This is a genomic window from Bacillus sp. AFS053548 (assembly GCF_002575105.1).
In the GTDB taxonomy this organism is placed as follows: Bacteria; Bacillota; Bacilli; order Bacillales; family Bacillaceae_G; genus Gottfriedia.
In genome coordinates, this window is record NZ_NUHI01000023.1 from 67,846 (window position 1) to 85,888 (window position 18,043).

At 33.7% G+C, this 18,043-nt stretch carries 13 protein-coding genes; 8 read left to right on the top strand and 5 right to left on the bottom strand.

Annotation, left to right across the window (positions count from 1 at the left end; translation table 11 throughout):
- Positions 1-196: 196 nt before the first annotated feature.
- Positions 197-3,703, bottom strand: coding sequence for a S8 family serine peptidase (locus CN946_RS11855; protein WP_098861300.1), 3,507 nt, complete (start codon positions 3,701-3,703; stop codon positions 197-199).
- A gap of 982 nt (positions 3,704-4,685) precedes the next feature.
- On the opposite strand from CN946_RS11855, the gene CN946_RS11860 reads away from it, so the two are divergent.
- The 5 genes from CN946_RS11860 (at position 4,686) to CN946_RS11880 (ending at position 10,441) form a co-directional block, all read left to right on the top strand.
- Positions 4,686-5,108: a VOC family protein gene (locus tag CN946_RS11860; RefSeq protein WP_097978269.1), complete on the top strand. Its 423-nt coding sequence runs from the start codon at positions 4,686-4,688 to the stop codon at positions 5,106-5,108.
- 187 nt (positions 5,109-5,295) lie between these two features.
- The gene (locus CN946_RS11865) at positions 5,296-6,066 is read left to right on the top strand and encodes a MurR/RpiR family transcriptional regulator (protein ID WP_098861301.1); all 771 of its coding nucleotides are present in this window, start codon (positions 5,296-5,298) and stop codon (positions 6,064-6,066) included.
- 191 nt (positions 6,067-6,257) lie between these two features.
- The gene (gene malX, locus CN946_RS11870; protein ID WP_098861302.1) at positions 6,258-7,820 is read left to right on the top strand and encodes a maltose/glucose-specific PTS transporter subunit IIBC; all 1,563 of its coding nucleotides are present in this window, start codon (positions 6,258-6,260) and stop codon (positions 7,818-7,820) included.
- Positions 7,821-7,840: 20 nt separating this feature from the next.
- Positions 7,841-9,031 (top strand): MalY/PatB family protein, encoded by a 1,191-nt coding sequence (locus tag CN946_RS11875; protein WP_098861303.1) that lies wholly within the window; start codon positions 7,841-7,843, stop codon positions 9,029-9,031.
- A gap of 177 nt (positions 9,032-9,208) precedes the next feature.
- The gene (locus CN946_RS11880; protein ID WP_098861304.1) at positions 9,209-10,441 is read left to right on the top strand and encodes an MFS transporter; all 1,233 of its coding nucleotides are present in this window, start codon (positions 9,209-9,211) and stop codon (positions 10,439-10,441) included.
- A gap of 47 nt (positions 10,442-10,488) precedes the next feature.
- On the opposite strand, the gene truA is transcribed toward CN946_RS11880, so the two are convergent.
- Positions 10,489-11,232, bottom strand: a complete 744-nt coding sequence (gene truA / locus CN946_RS11885) for a tRNA pseudouridine(38-40) synthase TruA (protein WP_098861305.1) — start codon at positions 11,230-11,232, stop codon at positions 10,489-10,491.
- Positions 11,233-11,443: 211 nt separating this feature from the next.
- On the opposite strand from truA, the gene CN946_RS11890 reads away from it, so the two are divergent.
- The 3 genes from CN946_RS11890 (at position 11,444) to CN946_RS11900 (ending at position 15,392) form a co-directional block, all read left to right on the top strand.
- A complete protein-coding gene (locus CN946_RS11890) occupies positions 11,444-12,562 on the top strand; it encodes a CdaR family transcriptional regulator (protein ID WP_098861306.1) in 1,119 nt (372 codons plus the stop codon).
- Between the two features lie 86 nt (positions 12,563-12,648).
- A complete protein-coding gene (gene glcD, locus CN946_RS11895) occupies positions 12,649-14,061 on the top strand; it encodes a glycolate oxidase subunit GlcD (protein WP_098861307.1) in 1,413 nt (470 codons plus the stop codon).
- Positions 14,058-15,392: a (Fe-S)-binding protein gene (locus tag CN946_RS11900; protein ID WP_098861308.1), complete on the top strand. Its 1,335-nt coding sequence runs from the start codon at positions 14,058-14,060 to the stop codon at positions 15,390-15,392. The genes glcD and CN946_RS11900 overlap by 4 nt, the downstream gene beginning before the upstream one ends.
- A gap of 99 nt (positions 15,393-15,491) precedes the next feature.
- On the opposite strand, the gene CN946_RS11905 is transcribed toward CN946_RS11900, so the two are convergent.
- The 3 genes from CN946_RS11905 to CN946_RS11910 form a co-directional block, all read right to left on the bottom strand.
- Positions 15,492-16,883 (bottom strand): Ig-like domain-containing protein, encoded by a 1,392-nt coding sequence (locus CN946_RS11905; protein ID WP_098861309.1) that lies wholly within the window; start codon positions 16,881-16,883, stop codon positions 15,492-15,494.
- A gap of 144 nt (positions 16,884-17,027) precedes the next feature.
- The gene (locus tag CN946_RS23475) at positions 17,028-17,201 is read right to left on the bottom strand and encodes a hypothetical protein (RefSeq protein ID WP_176547308.1); all 174 of its coding nucleotides are present in this window, start codon (positions 17,199-17,201) and stop codon (positions 17,028-17,030) included.
- A gap of 331 nt (positions 17,202-17,532) precedes the next feature.
- Positions 17,533-17,910, bottom strand: a complete 378-nt coding sequence (locus tag CN946_RS11910; RefSeq protein ID WP_098861310.1) for a cysteine-rich CWC family protein — start codon at positions 17,908-17,910, stop codon at positions 17,533-17,535.
- Positions 17,911-18,043: the final 133 nt, after the last annotated feature.

Here is an 18,043-nt window from a genome sequence, read left to right on the forward strand (position 1 = left end):
AAATTACTTGTTTTTGGAATTATAAAATTGCTCAAACATATTAACATATAAAACCATTAATAGATTACCCAAGGAAATAATTTCATCTTTAATAAATGTTCATTTAATGTCCGTTTTCCCTATTGACCATTTTATATTTCAACACTATGAAAAAGTGTAGGAAAATATATTCCCTACACTTTTTGTTTTTGAGTATTTATTGTTGTACTGTAATTGTTTGTGGTGTTACGGATACTTTAAAACCATCTTTACTAGATACATCCGCAGATATTGTATACGTACCATTTGGAACAGTTGCTTCTGGAGTCCATTTTAAGTGGATTTCATTTTTATCTTGTACATCCATTGAATCAACTACATTACCTTTCGAATCCTTAATATAAATTTTCCAATTTACATTATTATTTGCAAATCCATTAATTCCTGCAGGTGTTTTTGCATTTACATTTTTATTTGGATATACACTGAAGTAACTAACAAGCATTCCCTCGTTAATATAAGAAGGATCTCCCCAAACTGTATAACTTTGGTTTAGTGCATAGTCTGCTCCTAATACTACAACGCTCTTTGGTTCTTCTTTTACTAGAGTAGATGTTGCTCCTTGTGGTAGTGATTTATATTTACCGTTATACCAAACGATTGCACCATTATAACCACTTCCAGCATCATCCGCTTTGAATGAGATTTCGTATTGGCCATCTTTTGGTGTTACTTTTATATCTGAAACAACTGGAGCTACTGAGTCAATATGCAATGGAAGTTTTACGATTTGTGGCTTAGCACCATTATAATCAAGCGTTGTTTTGATTACATAGTTATAAACGCCGTCCTTCACTACTTGTCCATTTTGATCTTTTAAATCCCATCCATATCCAGTATTCAAATAGTCTCTATAAGACATAATGTTTTTACGGAATTTCCATGGCTTACCAGTATATTCACTAAAATCACCTAAGTATTGAAGTAATTCACCATTATCATTTTCTACGTACATTTCTGTTTTAGCTAAGTTACGAAGTACTGTAAATGATGGGTATACTTCTTTTAATGGAGTATTTGGAGACATTACAATTCGATCCATATTAAATCTTCCTGTGCTTGGATCATAACCTAATGGGAATACCCCTTCTGCTCCTATTTCATCATTCCAAAGTGTTGTATAACCTAAGAATGCATCTTTCTCATATGCTGCTGGATCAATATTTTTTGGTTGATCCCATTTGCCGTAATACCCCATGTAAGGAACTGATAACGGTACAGCTGAATCGCTATTTTTTCCAGAAGGAACTAGACGTACGTATCCCTCAACAAATGAACCATCTTTTAAGCTTGATGGAAGTTGAATCTGAACATCAAGATTTTTCTCTTGTCCTGGTTTAATTTTTAATGTCTTTCCTTCTGTGCTTGTTACTTTTTCACCATTAACAGTTGCCGTAGCACCTTTGATACGCTCACTTTTTAATGTTAAGTATTCTTTTGAATCTAACTTTCCATCACTGTCTAGGTCAAATTCTTTAATTTCTCTGCCATCTGTAAATACATCTACATAAACTTGATATTCCAAATCTTTTACATTCAGATTTTGAAGAGCTTCTGCATTTAATTTGAAGTGAATATTATTGTTAACTTCTTTTAGTGCAACTGCTCCAGCTTGTTCAAGTGAAGTTTTCTCCCTTGTCACAAGTACAGGTGTTTTTATTGCATTTTGAATTTGCATTAAACCAGATCCTTGAATACGTGGAGAATACGGTACCTCATTATTCGAACTAGGATCCTGTATTAGTTTAGAAGTATTCATTAAAGCAATTTTCGCTTTTAAAGCTGTACTCTCTGAATGTTTTAATCCTTTTTCATAAAGCGATTGTAAAACTAATGCTGAACCACCAGCAACATGTGGGGATGCCATTGATGTACCGCTCATAACCTCATAGCCATTCCCTGGTACAGTAGAGTAAATATTTCCTCCTGGTGCGGATATTTCAGGTTTAAAATCTAATGTATGTGGTGCTCCATATGAAGAAAAATATGACATCGTATTCTTATCTGGGTTATCAACATATACCCCTTTAGATGGTTTCATTTTTACAACATAACCACTTTTCAACTTAGAAATTAATGCATTGCCAATCGCTTTACTTGTTGTAGCTGCTTCTACATTAAAATAAGGACTCCAATAAACTAATGGATAGTCAATATCATTATCAGCAGGAACAAGAATTACCGCTTTTGCGTTCTTCTTCTTCGCTTCTGATTGAATATAAGAGTAGGTAGCATACCTTTCATTTGGTTTGGCTACTACAATTTTACCAGTTAAATCAGGAAGATTTTTAAAATCGGCAGTTTTACCTTCTCCTACATAAACCAATTCATAAGATTCAAGCGGTGATAATACTTTTGATAGATTAAAGTTATATTGTGATTGATCTTGGTATGGAAGTTGCAATCCATTTTCTTCTTTTAACGTATTCATATGGATACTTGAATTTTCATATGAAGCCACAGATAACGCAAAAGGACTAACTCCTGGTTCCCCAACTGTACCAATATCCGGATTTTCAGCATATGGTTTTAAAGAAGATTGTAGTAAATTATTTTGTGTACTATAAGCAGAGTTTCCACCCGCTACAACTACAAGCGTACCTTGCTCAGTCGCTTCACGGATCACTTTTTGAATCGGATCATCTACTTCACTAACAAATCCTGAATCAGTTCCTAAACTCATATTAATGACATCGGCTCCCATTGTTACCGCATGCTCAATCCCGGCAATGATGTCGTCTTCATACGCCCCATTTGCTGTATCAGAGAATACCTTTTCTGCAAGTAACTGAACGCCTGGAGCAATACCTTCTACCCCATCATTTGCATCATCACCATTTGCACCAATTGTACCTGATACGTGCATGCCATGTTCATTTCCTGAACCATGTGGAATGACATCTGTATCATGATCCGCCCAGTCATATCCAGTTGGAACTTTGTCACTATACCAAACTTCACCTACACTTGTTTCAGCTAGTTTACTTTTAATGTTTTCTTGATTCCATTTTTCTTTTGCTTTTCCTTTTTCAGTGATTGTCATGTCTTTATGCGTATAGTCAACTCCAGTATCGACTACCGCTACTAACAATCCCTCACCTTGATATCCGTAACTTTGCCAAACTTTTTGAGCTTGTACTAATTCTTTACTTGCTCCCATTGTAGGTTGGAACTTTCTTGCAATATGTACATTCGTTACGCCTGGTGTTTGTTGAATTTCTTTTAAGTTACGATATTCTGTCTCCAAACTAAAACCATTAAAGCCTTCATAAAAGCGTTGATTTATTTTTGGTACAGATCTTGTTTTTGAAATCTTTGAGATGACTTGATCTTGCTTTTCTTTAAAGCGTGCTTTTTTAGTTTGAGTAGATTCATCAGAAGTTGTTGGTTGCTCTACTTCAACGATTACACGAACTTTTTCATTTGGTTTATAAGCATGAGCATCATTTAAATCTTTATAGCCAAATGGGTCTACAGCTTCTTTCCCAGTTTGTTTTTGTTCATCAGCAAAAATCTTTTGACCCTGCTTTGCAATCTCATCTAAACTTGGAGCTGGCACCTGATTTTCATTTGTTCCTTCAGCAAATCCAGTTGATGTAAATAACATTGAAGCTAATGTTGTTGTTGCAAGGACTTTGTAAGGAAAGCTTTTTCTCTTTTTCATCTCTAATCTCCTCTACAGTAAACTTTAATGTTCTGAATCTATTAAAATAAAAATAGATTCAAGCAAAACTGATTTAATTAATTGCTAATGATTTATTAAGAAACTTGATACTATATTAATTTTAAATACGTTGCCCCTATAATCATATTGGGTTATTCAATCGGACTTTTGGCATATTCAATTTGAAGAGAATTGAAAGAATTCAAGTAGAAAAAAAGTGGATTTTGGCATATTCAGTCGAGGATGTTCGAAAAAAATTTATTAACTCAGGAAAATTGCAATAATTAGGTTGAGGCATGTTGGGGTTATATTAGTTTGTATTAGATAAAAGAAGCATTTAGTCATTTTCAACCGGGTCTATTATTTTTTAAATAGGTAAAAATATGGTATTAACAGTCGTCTGGATAATCTGTCTTTACTATATTTACGACAAGTTTCTACTTATTTTTTACCTGAACATTTATAGGATTGGTGAGTTGATCTAAAATGGAGTATTTTTGTTTATAAATTGTTTTTAGCCTATCATTGAAGTAGATTACAGAGAAAATACTTCAACATAGGAAGTATTTTAATGGCATCAAATACAATTTGATAGTTTTGATGTATTTATTGGTTATGCCTTTGTTTTAATTGCTGTTTATTTGCGATTCTCCAATTTTAATTGCGGTTTCCCATTTTTGATTGCGATTACAAGATTTTAATTGCTGTTTCCCANNTTGCTGTTTCCCATTTTTAATCGTGATTCTACGATTTTAATTGCCGTTTTCCAATTTTAATTGCGATTCCGCTTTTTTTAATTGCCCCCTGATATTAATACAATTTCCCATCTTAATTAAAATTCCACTATTATTCCATCCCACCTCAAAAAAATCAGAATTTTTCATACAATTCACAAATCTTAGTTTGTTAAATCACCTTTTTTTGGATAGAATGGATTTGTAGGCTTTTAGAGTCTTAATACATAACATTAGGAGTGAAAAAAATGCCAATCGATGTTTATTTAAATTTTAATGGTAATACACGTGAAGCAGTTGAATTCTATGCGGCTGTATTTAACACAGAAACACCAAAAATTATGACTTTCGGTGAAGCACCCCCAAATCCAGAATATCCACTACCTGAAGAAGCGAAAAATTTAGTTATGCATACTAGACTGAACATTAGCGGTAGCAACGTTATGTTCTCTGATACTTTCCCTGGTTTCCCTTTTAACCAAGGTAATAATATTCATTTATCTTTTTTAAGTGAGGATTTAGAAGAACTTAGATCTGTCTTTACTAAATTAAGTGATGGCGGTAAGGTAGAAATGGAACTTCAAGAAACATTTTGGAGTAAGGCTTATGGTAGCCTAACAGATAAATTCGGCATTCATTGGATGTTTAATCACGGTACTGGTGAATTTTAATTTATAAATAAAAAAAAGGAAATGAACCCTTCATTAATAGGTTTCATTTCCTTTTTTTTACATGTCTCTACTACACTTCCTCACTTGAGATATCTCTCATCTTACTCCTCAATCTATATTTCTTTTCATTCAGAATATTTACTATATAATAAGGTATATTTAGTTCTCTAAAAGTAGGTGAAATTTTATGCAAATACTATTAAAACGGTTATCACAAAATAGAGAAAAACTTAGCCAGCTTGAAAAACAAGTATTGGATTATATTTTACAAAATACGGATTATATTACGAAGCTGAATCTTGATGAATTATCAAAAGAGCTTTATGTATCTACAGCAACAATTAGTAGAACATGCCAGCAATTAGGCTTTCGTGGGTTTCAAGATTTAAAATATACTCTTTCAATGGAAACAAATAAAGTTCAAAGTCCAGTTTCCTCTACCTCCTATCTCCTTAATACGCATATTGAGAGAATGAAAGAAGAAATGGAAAAAACATTGGAATATATTGATGAAGAAAAGATTAAGCTAGCTGCTAATTATCTAAATGAAAGTACACATGTTGAAATATTCGGAGTTGGTAACTCACTTCCCGCTTGTGTCGACGCTTCTAGGAAACTCATGTTTGCTGGAAAGTTATGTAATGCGAGAACTGATTGGGACGAGCTACGTAGTGCTGCAAATAGTTTAACAGAAAATGATTTGGCCATACTAGTTTCATATAGTGGGGAGACTTTACATATGTTAGAATTTGCCCACATATTAAAGAATAGGAACGTTAAAACGATCGCAATAACTGGAAGCCACTCAAACCGTTTACAAAAAGAGGTAAGTTTATCTCTTCAAGCTTATATTACAAGCACATACTTTGGTGAGCTTGATATGACTTCAAGGTTTCCATTAAGTATGGTACTAGATTTCATTATTATTGCCTATTTAAACGAAATGAAAATATGTTAGTTATTCAAAAGAGACAGAAGTCGTCTATTACCAGACCACTACTGACTCTTTTTATTTATGAACTTATTAATCTACTGAAAGTAAGCAATATACAAAAAATGTACACGCTTACATAAACGCCTCAAACGGTTGTTAAACAATTTTACCGTGAGTATTCTTAATACATAATAAAAAACGAGGGAGCTAAAAACATGGCAAAGAAGAAGTCCGTTAAATCACAATTTTGGGAATTTTTTCAAGGGCTAGGTAAAACCTTTATGGTGCCTGTAGCATTATTAGCCTTTATGGGTCTTATATTAGGGATCGGCAGCTCATTTACTAGTCCGACAACTATTGAGACATTCCCATTTTTAGGAAACTCCGTACTCCAAGTTATTTTTAGCTTTATGTCCACTATTGGTGGATTTGCATTTTCATATTTACCCGTTTTATTTGCAATGGCAATTCCGTTTGGACTTGTACGATATGAAAAAGGTGTCGCTGCTTTCTCTGGATTTGTTGGCTACGTCATTATGCACTTATCAATTAATTTTTATTTAACAGAAACAAATCAATTAGTAGCGGCAGATAAAATGCGCCAAGCTGGTCAAGGTATGGTTATGGGCATTCAAACAATTGAAATGGGCGTATTAGGCGGAATCATCGCCGGTATAATTGTCTATTTATTACATAACCGCTTTTATAGTATTAAACTTCCAGATGCATTTGCATTTTTTGGTGGTGCCCGCTTTGTTCCAATCATAACGACACTTGCATTATCAGTTGTTGGGATCATCATTCCGATGATCTGGCCAATTTTCGCAATTGCCATTACAGGAATCGGAAGTTTAATTCAAAAATCTGGCGTTTTCGGACCATTTTTATTCGGTGCCGGTGAACGTTTACTACTGCCATTCGGTCTTCACCATATTTTAGTTGCAATGATTCGTTTCACAGAAGCTGGTGGTACTGAAGTCGTTAACGGTCAAACGGTTTCAGGAGCTCTAAATATTTTCTATGCACAATTAAAAGCCGGTGCTCCGATCAGTCCATCAGCAACAGCTTTCTTATCTCAAGGAAAAATGCCTACATTCATGTTTGGTTTACCAGCAGTAGCGCTTGCGATTTATCATACTGCCCGTCCAGAAAATCGTAATAAAATTAAGGGGCTATTAATTTCTGGTGTTATTGCAACTTTTGTAACCGGTATCACTGAGCCAATCGAATTCTTATTCTTGTTCGTTTCTCCACCTTTATATTTCATCCACGTTATTTTAACGGGACTAGGTTTTATGGTAATGGCTCTATTACATTTAACAATTGGTAATACAGATGGTGGAATATTAGACTTTATTATCTTTGGCGTTTTACAAGGAGTAAAAACAAAATGGTATCTTGTACCTGTAGTAGGAGCAATTTGGTTTACCGTATACTATTCAGTTTTCAGATATGCAATTTTGAAATTTAATTTAAAAACTCCTGGTAGAGAAGAAAAAATTGATGATCAACAAAGTGAGGCACCATTGGTGAAAGGCACAAATGCCCAAGCATTAAAAATTCTTACTGCTTTAGGTGGCAAAGAGAACATTCAATCATTAGATAACTGCATTACAAGATTAAGACTTGTTGTAGATAATATGAATATAGTTAATGAAAAAGTTCTAAAGGATTGTGGTGCACTTGGCGTTGTAAAATTAGACGAACATAATTTACAAGTCGTTATAGGTCCACAAGTTGGTATTCTTAAAACACAATTAGAAAAATTATCATCTTAAATAAATTGGGGTTGTACGAAATGAAATACAAATTTGATCAGATCGTTGATCGGACCGGTACTTATTGTACACAGTGGGACTATATTGAAGATCGATTTGGAGTGCCAGATTTACTACCATTCTCGATTTCAGATACTGACTTTCAAAGTCCAGAGGAAATAATACATGCGTTAGAAAAGCGAATGAAACACGGTATATTTGGCTATACGCGATGGAATCATACTGAATTTAAAGAATCAATTATAGATTGGTTTCATAATCGATTCTCTTGTGAATTAGAAGAGGATTGGATTGTCTATAGCCCAAGTGTCATTTATTCAATTTCGAAACTAATCGAATACTTAACAAATGTTGGTGATCATGTCGTTATCCAAACTCCGGCGTATGATGCTTTCTTTAAAGTCATTCAAGATAACAATCGCTTCATTTCTGACAATCAATTAATCTACGAAAATGGTAAGTACCGAATCAACTTTGAAGATTTAGAACAAAAACTATCTCACGAGCGTGCCAAGGTTCTTCTACTGTGTAGCCCGCATAACCCTACTGGTCGTGTTTGGACTAAACATGAATTAGAAATAATTGTAGGCTTATGTAATAAACATAATGTATTTATTATTTCAGATGAAATTCATATGGATATTGTACATGACCCTTATTCCCATAGTCCGATTATAAACACTAGCAGTGACTTGAAGAATGTGTGTATATGCACTTCCGCGAGTAAAACGTTTAACACTCCTGGACTAGGTGGATCATATATGATTTTACCTAACGAAACGATAAAACATGCCTTTCTTTTATCATTGAAAAATCGAGATGGCCTTTCATCCGCAAGTATTTTTGGAACGTTAGCAACAACTGAATCCTACAAAACTTGTGAAGAGTGGGTTGATGAATTGGCCGAATATATTCATGATAATTTAAAAACAGTAGAAAATTTTATTAACGAACATCTTCCAAATCTTAAATTTACAGTGCCAGAATCAACATACCTTGCATGGATTGATATTTCCGGGCTACCTTTTTCTAGCGAACAATTACAACATGCACTTGTTCATCACGCAAAAGTAGCCATCATGCCCGGAGAGACATATGGTGAGGCTGGGAAAGGATTTATCCGTATGAATATTGGATGTCCTAAATCTAAAATTATTGAAGGATTAAATCGTCTAAAAAAAGCAATAGATTACTTATTAAGTAATAAATAGTTAATTTAATAACCCTCTAAGGTAGAAGATCCGTAAACTACTTTTAGAGGGTTATTCATTTGAGAAAATAGTTAAAATTACTTCTTCAATTTTGTGAACAAGTAGTTATTAATTAGCGAATTAACATATATTCTATTAAGTCGCTGTTTTTAGAATATAAATTAGGGAAGTGTTAGAATGACATCCACTAAAGTTATTAAGCCATTCTCATCAAACTGGTATGTCTTACTGTCGTTTGGTGTACTTGCAGGAATTAGTCAAATGCTTTGGTTAAATTTTGCACCTCTAATTTCATATTTAAAATCGCATTATGAAGTTTCAGAGTCAGATATTAATTGGTTATTAATTGTATTTCCATTAATTTATATCGTATTTTCTATTCATTCAGGTAAAGTAATTGATCGAGATGGATATCGATTTAGTATTTTACTAGGTGGCATTTTCATGTCCGTTTTTTCTACTATTAGAATTTTTGATTCAAGCTTCTCATTTTTACTAATTGGTCAAGTAGGCATTGCGATTGGTCAACCTTATATTTTAAATGCAATTTCAAGTTTAGTAGTAGACTGGTTTCCGAAAAATAAACAAGCTACTGCCACTGGCATTGGTACAGTCGGAATGTTCGTCGGGATGGCAGTAGCCTTAGCAGGGACACCGCTTCTTGTAGATCTTTTTGGATTCCAACCCACATTAGTCATCATGGCAATTTTAACAATTCTTGCAACACTCGTCTTTTACTTCATCGGTCATCATAATTCAGATTTCAATCGAAATTCCAGTACTACAGGAAGTTTTAGTACTACATTTAAATTATTGAAAAACAAGAATCTTTTACTACTAAACATTGTTTCCTTTCTAGGCTTAGGAGTCTTTAATGGACTAACATCCTGGCTTGAACAAATCTTAAAACCGTACGGAATTTCGTCAGAACAAGCCGGAATGATAGGAGGCACTTTAATAGTCGGAGGTATTATTGGTTCAATTGTTATCCCGATGTTTTCAGATAAAGTTGGTAAAAGAAAGCCCTTCTTATTAGTCACTATAATCGGCTCCCTACTATTAATCTATCCTGTTTGTACTTCAGGGAATTTTACTTTTCTAATTGTAATAGGCAGTGTCCTTGGATTCATATTTTTACCAGCCTTTGCTTTATTATTGTCTGCTACGGAAGAGCTAGTTGGTGAAAAAGTTTCCGGTGAAGCTACCGGATTACTTTTAATGGCAGGGAATTTAGGAGCTGTAATTATAATCGGAGCGATGCAGCTAATTAAAGGTGAGCAGTCAACGTGGAATCATTCAGTTTTTTTCATACTAATTTTAATGCTTATTGGATTTTTCCTTATGATTTTATTTAAAGAAAGAGCTTGTTTGGTAGTTGATAACAAAGAAAATGATAACGAACTAAAGTAAAAAAAAGCATTGGAACCCATAAATTCCAATGCTTTTTTTTTATAAAATTATGACTTAAATTCTATCTTCTCCAAGTACAACCCGCCTGGATCTGCAAGATTACTCACTTGAGCACGATCCTTTAATTCAATTATTTTCGATATATTTTCAGCATGTAATCTACCTGCACCAACTTCAATTAATGTTCCTACGACCTTTCTTACCATATTGTATAGGAAACCATTTCCGCTTATTCTTATTTGAATAAATCCGTCTATCTTTTCAAAATCAATCGAGTAGATTTCTCGTACCATCGACTTCTTTTTAGATTTGGCATTCGAGAATGCTGTAAAATCATGTTCACCTAAAAAGTACTTGGCTGCAGCCTTCATTTTTTTAAGATCTAGTTTCTCTTCTACATGCATACTATATTTGCGCATAAATGGATTCGTATATTCCTCATTCCAAATTTTATATATATACGTTTTTGCACTAGTATTGTATCTTGAATGGAAACGGTCAGATTCAATCGAAACTTCCTTTATACTAATATCTTTAGGTAAATAACGATTTAAATAACTTTTAATTTCTATTTCAGGCATGTTCTCTTTTATTTTAAAATTAGCAACCTGTTCAAATGCGTGTACCCCTGCATCCGTTCGACTACTTCCAATAATTTCAATTTCTCTTCCTACCATTTCTGAAATTACATTCTCGATTTTACCTTGAATTGTATTTTCACCATTACCAAGCCTTTGCCAGCCTTTATATCGGCCCCCATCATATTGAATGACTAATTTATAATTGTTCATCTTTTGCTCCTTTATCTAACACTATGTATGTACTATTTTCCTACTTCCTGCTCTTAACACTTTACCACTTTTTTAATACATATCCTATTTTTAGCCCATTCAAGCTAAGTTCATAACTTTTTTCACTTTTTCATAAACTACTTTAAGACTATATAGTAGAAATAAGACATTTTACATTATACTAGTAGTAACAATTTTGAGGGAGTTTGACATGGTACTTGATGAGTTGGCATTAAAGATCATTAATGAAGTTAGAAAGTTAATACAAGAAGATATCATTATTATTAATACAGATGGCATCATTATAGCAAGTACAGACCCAGCACGAACTGGTACATTTCATGAAGGCTCATTAATTGCAATTAATGAAAGAAAAACGTTTACGATCACATCTGATGATGAAAATCGTTTAAATGGTGTGAAGGCTGGAATTAATCTTCCTATTTATTTTCAAAATGAAATAGTCGGAGTAATTGGCATTACAGGAAATCCCGATCAGATTTCCCCTTTTGGAGAAATGCTTCGTAGGATGACAGAATTACTAATTAGAGAAAACTATTATACAGATCAAATTGATTTGCAACAAAGAACGTTAGAAGCATTTGTATTTGATTGGATTCAAGATATTGAGTGGGATGATTATTTTTATGAACGTTCTACTATGCTAAATATTGATTTAAATTATAATAGGCAGGTTATTATTTTTGAATGGGAAAATACGAATAAGGTCCCAATCGATACAAGACAACTAATAATTGATTTAGCGAATCAAAATAAAGATGATGTATTTGTTCGTTGGGGCAATAATCGAATTGTATTTTTGATGAAAGTTGACGATATGAATAAAGATATTCATAAACTACAAAGAATACATGATTTATATGAGATCATAAAAAAACGATTAAACTCACCTATTGCTGCAGGCGTTGGGCAACAAATCACTCCAAAACAATTACACCAATCATATCATCAAGCGGATCGAGCATTAAAAGTTGCATTTAAAACAAGTTCAATTATTTTTGATGAAGATTTAACAATTGATTTAATACTGCAGGAACTTTCACAAGAGATTAAGAAAACATTTATAGAACGGACAATTTCACCTTTATTAAGTGAAGAGGATTTATTTATTACAATTAAAGAGTATTTAAATCAAAATCAATCTCTTAAAAATACCGCACAATCTTTACATATTCATATAAATACACTTCTGTATCGCCTAGGTAAAATTACTGAATTAACGAAATTGAATCCGAAAGATATCCAAGATTTAGTTAAATTGTATATTGGAACATACCTACTAGATGATTCTACAAAAAAACACCGATAAATGGTGTTTTTTCTGTATGTTCCTCTATAGTAAATTCATCTATTAACTCTTTATACTTGAATTAAGATAATGGGGGGAATTTATTTATGATTACAAATGACATTGCACAAAGTTTTATAGCAATTGTTGGAAAAGAAAATTATGATGATTCAAAAGTGGAGAGACTCGTATATTCTTACGATGCTACACCAAATTTGCAAGCTCTTCCGGATGCAGTCATTAGTCCTCGTTCTACTAAAGAAGTATCCGAAATCGTTAAAATCTGTAACGAAAACCATATTCCGATCGTTCCTAGGGGCTCTGGAACGAATTTATGCGGTGGTACTTGTCCAACAGATGGCGGTATCGTTATCTTATTTAAACACTTAAACAATATTCTCGAGATAGATGAAGAAAACTTAACAATTACAGTTCAGCCAGGCGTAATTACTCTTGATATGATCAATACAATCGAAGAAAAAGGTTTATTTTATCCACCAGATCCAAGCTCAATGAAAATTTCTACAATAGGTGGAAATATTAATGAAAATTCAGGTGGCTTACGCGGATTAAAATATGGTGTAACACGCGATTATGTCATCGCACTTGAAATCGTATTAGCAAACGGAGACATTATTCGAACGGGTGGAAAGCTAGCAAAAGATGTTGCAGGATATGATTTTACTCGTTTATTTGTTGGTTCTGAAGGAACTTTAGGTATTATTACAGAGGCTACATTAAAGCTTATTCCAATGCCAGAAACGAAAAAAACAATGCTTGCATTATATGATAGCTTGGAAGATGCAGCCAAAACTGTTTCTAAAATTATCGCTAATAAAATTATTCCTACTTCCCTTGAATTTATGGATCAACCTACTTTAGAAGTAGTAGAAAACTTTGCGCAGATTGGGCTACCAACCGATGTAAAAGCTGTTTTATTAATTGAACAAGATGGTCCAAGTGAAGTTGTAGACAGAGATATCGAATTAATAAAATCAATTTGCCAGCAAGAAAAATGTACTTCAGTAAGCGTAGCTAAGTCCGAAGAAGAAGCAGTAGCATTACGTACGGCTAGACGCTCTGCTCTTTCAGCTCTTGCACAATTAAGACCAACAACAATTTTAGAGGATGCAACTGTCCCTCGTTCTAAAATTGCTGAAATGGTCTCTGCCATTAATGTGATTGCTGAAAAACATAATGTAAAAATTTGTACATTCGGCCATGCAGGCGATGGAAATTTACACCCTACTTGTCCTACCGATGCTCGTGATCACGAAGAAATGGAACGCGTAGAAATGGCATTTGCAGAGATATTTGAAAAAGCAATTGAACTAGGTGGCACGATAACAGGTGAACACGGTGTTGGAATCGTAAAAGCTCCTTACCTTGAATTAAAACTTGGTAAAGAAGGCATTAACGCAATGCTTGCTGTCAAATCAGCTTTAGATCCGAATCATATTATGAATCCAGGTAAGGTCTTTGCAAAAGACAGTCGTAAAAGAATGGTGGTGTCAAAATGACAACACTTCAAGAACAACAAGCTATCGCTCAACAATTTAAAGAGCGTATGAACGAAGACGAGCTTTTAAACTGTATGCGATGCGGTTTTTGTTTACCGAGCTGTCCAACTTATATTGAATCAGGTCAAAAAGAATCACACTCACCACGTGGTCGCATCGCTTTAATGAAAGCCGTAACGGATGGATTAATTGAACCGGATGAAGATGTGGAACGTACACTTGAACTTTGTCTTGGATGTCGTGCATGTGAGCCTGTTTGCCCTTCAGGTGTGAAATATGGTCATCTACTAGAAGAAGCTAGAGATATTATTGCTCAACACAAAAAACATTCACTTACTGCACGAGCTGTTCGTAAAGTCGTATTTAAAGAACTTTTCCCGCATCAAAAACGTATGAGACTTGCAGTTGGTTTATTAGGTTTATATCAACGAACAGGCCTTCAAGTCGTAGCAAGAAAAGCTGGAATTATGAAGTTGATCCCAAACAATTTATCTGCAATGGAAAAGGTTTTACCAAAGGTCCCAACTATGAAACAAATGAAGTCACGCCCTGACTATTTGCCACCATTAAAAGAAAAAGTAAAAAAAGTTGCATTTTTCTCTGGATGTTTAATGGATACAATGTTCTTAGAAACAAACAATGCAACGATGAAGCTTTTACAATTAGCTGGTTGTGAAATTGTCATTCCAAAAGACCAAGCTTGTTGTGGTGCATTACATGGTCATAGTGGTGAAAAGTCGATTGCGAAAGATATGGCAAAGAAAAACATCGAGGCCTTCGAAAATCTCGGAGTAGATTATATCATTACAAACGCAGGTGGATGTGGTGGTTTCTTAATTGACTATGATCATCTTCTAAAAGACGATCCAAATTGGAAAGATCGAGCTCTAGCGTTTAAAAATAAACTAAAAGATATATCAGAAATTCTAGTAGAAGTTGAGTTTCATAATAAAGTAAAATTAAGTTTACCAGAACAAATTATTACGTATCAGGATTCATGCCATTTAAGAAATGTTATGAAAACCGCCTCTGCTCCAAGAACATTACTGAAGTCAATTCAAAATGTATACTATCACGAAATGAAAGATGCAGATCGTTGCTGTGGCTCAGCTGGTATTTATAATATCGTCGAATCCGAAATGTCGATGCAAATACTAGATTATAAGATGAAGCAAGCAACAAAAACGCAAGCTACTACAATTGTAACTGCTAACCCTGGATGCTTATTACAAATGAAGCTAGGTGTAGATCGAGAGAATCAATCAGAACATGTAGAAGTCGTACACATAGTTGATTTACTTTTAAAAGCTGCTGAATATAAAGCAAATTAATTCTAAAAAACACAAGGAGATTAATTTCCTTGTGTTTTTTTACTGCCCTACTATACATTCAAAGGGCCAAGGAATAAATCCTTGGCTCCCATCTAAATATTAATGTTTTACAACTGTATATGTTGCAGCAGCACTAGTATTTCCTGCTTTATCTTTTGCAGTTACAGAAATAACTGTTCCTTTTTTCTGTGCTTTGATACTAACTGAATAAACTCCACTAGAGTTAGTTGTTGCAGATCCTAATACCGTAGTACCTTTCTTAACCGTCACAATTGAACCTTTTTCAGCTTTTCCAGTAACTTTTAAATCATTATCGTCTACTTTATTAATTGTTGGTTTGCCTGGAGGAATTACATCAACGACAGTTACAGTAGTTGCTACGCTTGTATTTCCTGCAGCATCTTTAGCAGTTACCGTTAATTTTGTACCAGCCGCTTGAACTGCGATTTTCGCTGAAAATGTTCCAGTAGTTGTAGCTTTTACAGTCGCTAGTGTTGTTGTCCCTCTTTTAATCGCAATAGTAGAACCAGCTTCAGCTTTACCTTTTACCACTACATCGTTATTATCAACTCTGTTAACAATTGGTTTTGCAGGTGCAATTACGTCTACAACTTTTGTTGTTCCAGCCACACTAATATTACCAGTTGAATCTTTAGCATAAACACTTAAAGTAACTCCAGCTTTTTGTACAGGAACCTTAACCGAATAAGTTCCAGTTGATGTTGCTTTTGTAGGAGTTCCTAATACCGTACTACCATTTTTAACTGTTACAGTAGAATTGGCTTCGGCCTTTCCAGTTACAACTACATCATTGTTATCAACTTTGTTTATAGATGGTTTAGTTGGTGCTACATTGTCATTGAATAGTGTGTAGATTCCATAATAATCATCTTCTGTATTATCATCATAATCAGTATTGTCATAATCTAATACACCTACATAATATGTACCTGCCTTAGCTTGGTAGTATTGTTCTTCAACACCAGTTTCTTCATCATAGTCATAACCCTCATATACTAATCGGCTATCTTCAACATAATCTTTTTGATACACACCCATTGCTAATTCGATATTTCCCGGCCCTAGAGCTGCTCCACCTAAAAGAATTTCTCCATCAGTAGGTATGACGATTTTGTAATAATCTAGATCGTATCTAGGAGCTAACTGACCATACATTATAGCTCCTAGTGGTAAGTTGTTTGCTGTGACAAAATCATCATTTTCTTCCATCTCATCCAACTCGTCTGGTTCACTAGTACTGTAGCTTGATAGAGTACTAGATGGTTTTATATTAAAATGATTATTTGATTTTAAACTCAAAGTATTAAACGTATGAAAATCATTTGAACTTGCCAATAATGGCTTTTCTATATGGTTTCTACTAGTTTTCTTTAGAAGTTCATAGTTGTTTCCTTCTGCATGAGCAGTTGTAAAAGATAATGGTGAAGCTAATAAACCTAAAGTTACTAAAGATAAAATTCCCTTTTTCATATATTCTTTCCCCTTTGTATTTCGTTCGTTATAGTGAACCTCTTATAAGTATCCTTTAATAATTACCCAAGCGCAATAAAAATTTTGTCTTATACTAATAAAACTTTATGCCGCTAAACAATGCTTAAGTTTGGCTTGATATGATCACATAATCACCCTTTTAGTAGTATCAAAACTTGATGTGGTTTTATCTATCCAATTCATTTCTGATATCACCTCCCCTAGTGAATGGATTACACCAACCAAAATAGCATGTTCGTTTTTTCTGCCTTCTTGAACAGCTCCCCAATCCTCCTTAATATTTTTGATGTTAATCATATTCTACCTCCATACCCTTTCACTTTTTTGAATACCCAACTAACATCGTATCAACTCTCTTAAAAATAAAATCTGTTAAACTAAAACGTTAATTTTTACTTACTAAAAAAAGTCTGTTTTAACTGATATTATCGCCTTATAGTAGACACAGGAAAAAGCCTATCCCCTATAATGGATAGGTATTCTACAAATAGTGATTAGAATTAAAAAATGTCCTTAAATTTTACAAATACTTTATACTTTAAACTTTGTAATTAGTTATTTTTGTTAATGGTACAAGTAATTGGAGTGTCTTCCATTGAGTCTTGTTGTACATGTTCAAATTCCATTATTAACATTTCCTATTATTATTACGTTCTTCTGTGCATCTTAGGTAATTAGCACATTTCTCTTTGAAACACTTAGTTACTGTTCCTGGTTTAAGTTGATCTTTAAACTTCTCATAGCAGTAACATACTTCATCGTCCTGTTTAGGTGCATTCTTTCGACCAAAGACCATTGGTCCGATATCAGAAGGTTTTAAGTCTTCTATTCTATTATCCTCTTTGTACTTATCTAAACACGACTTACATATACAAGATTTTCTTACCTCTTCTGATGATATCTGATTAAATATCTCTCTTGGAAAATACTCATCATTACACCAACAAGTCTTCCCACTTGAGCACTTATTTTCATTACCACACATGGGACAGAGCTTAATTGCCATTAAAATACCCTCCTCAATAATCTGGTTTAAAAAAGGAATTACCTTTTAATTCTATTCAATCATTTAATTGGTTTACTAAATTTATCCATTTAATTATATCATTCCTTGTTAATCTAAACTGCCATATAGTTGA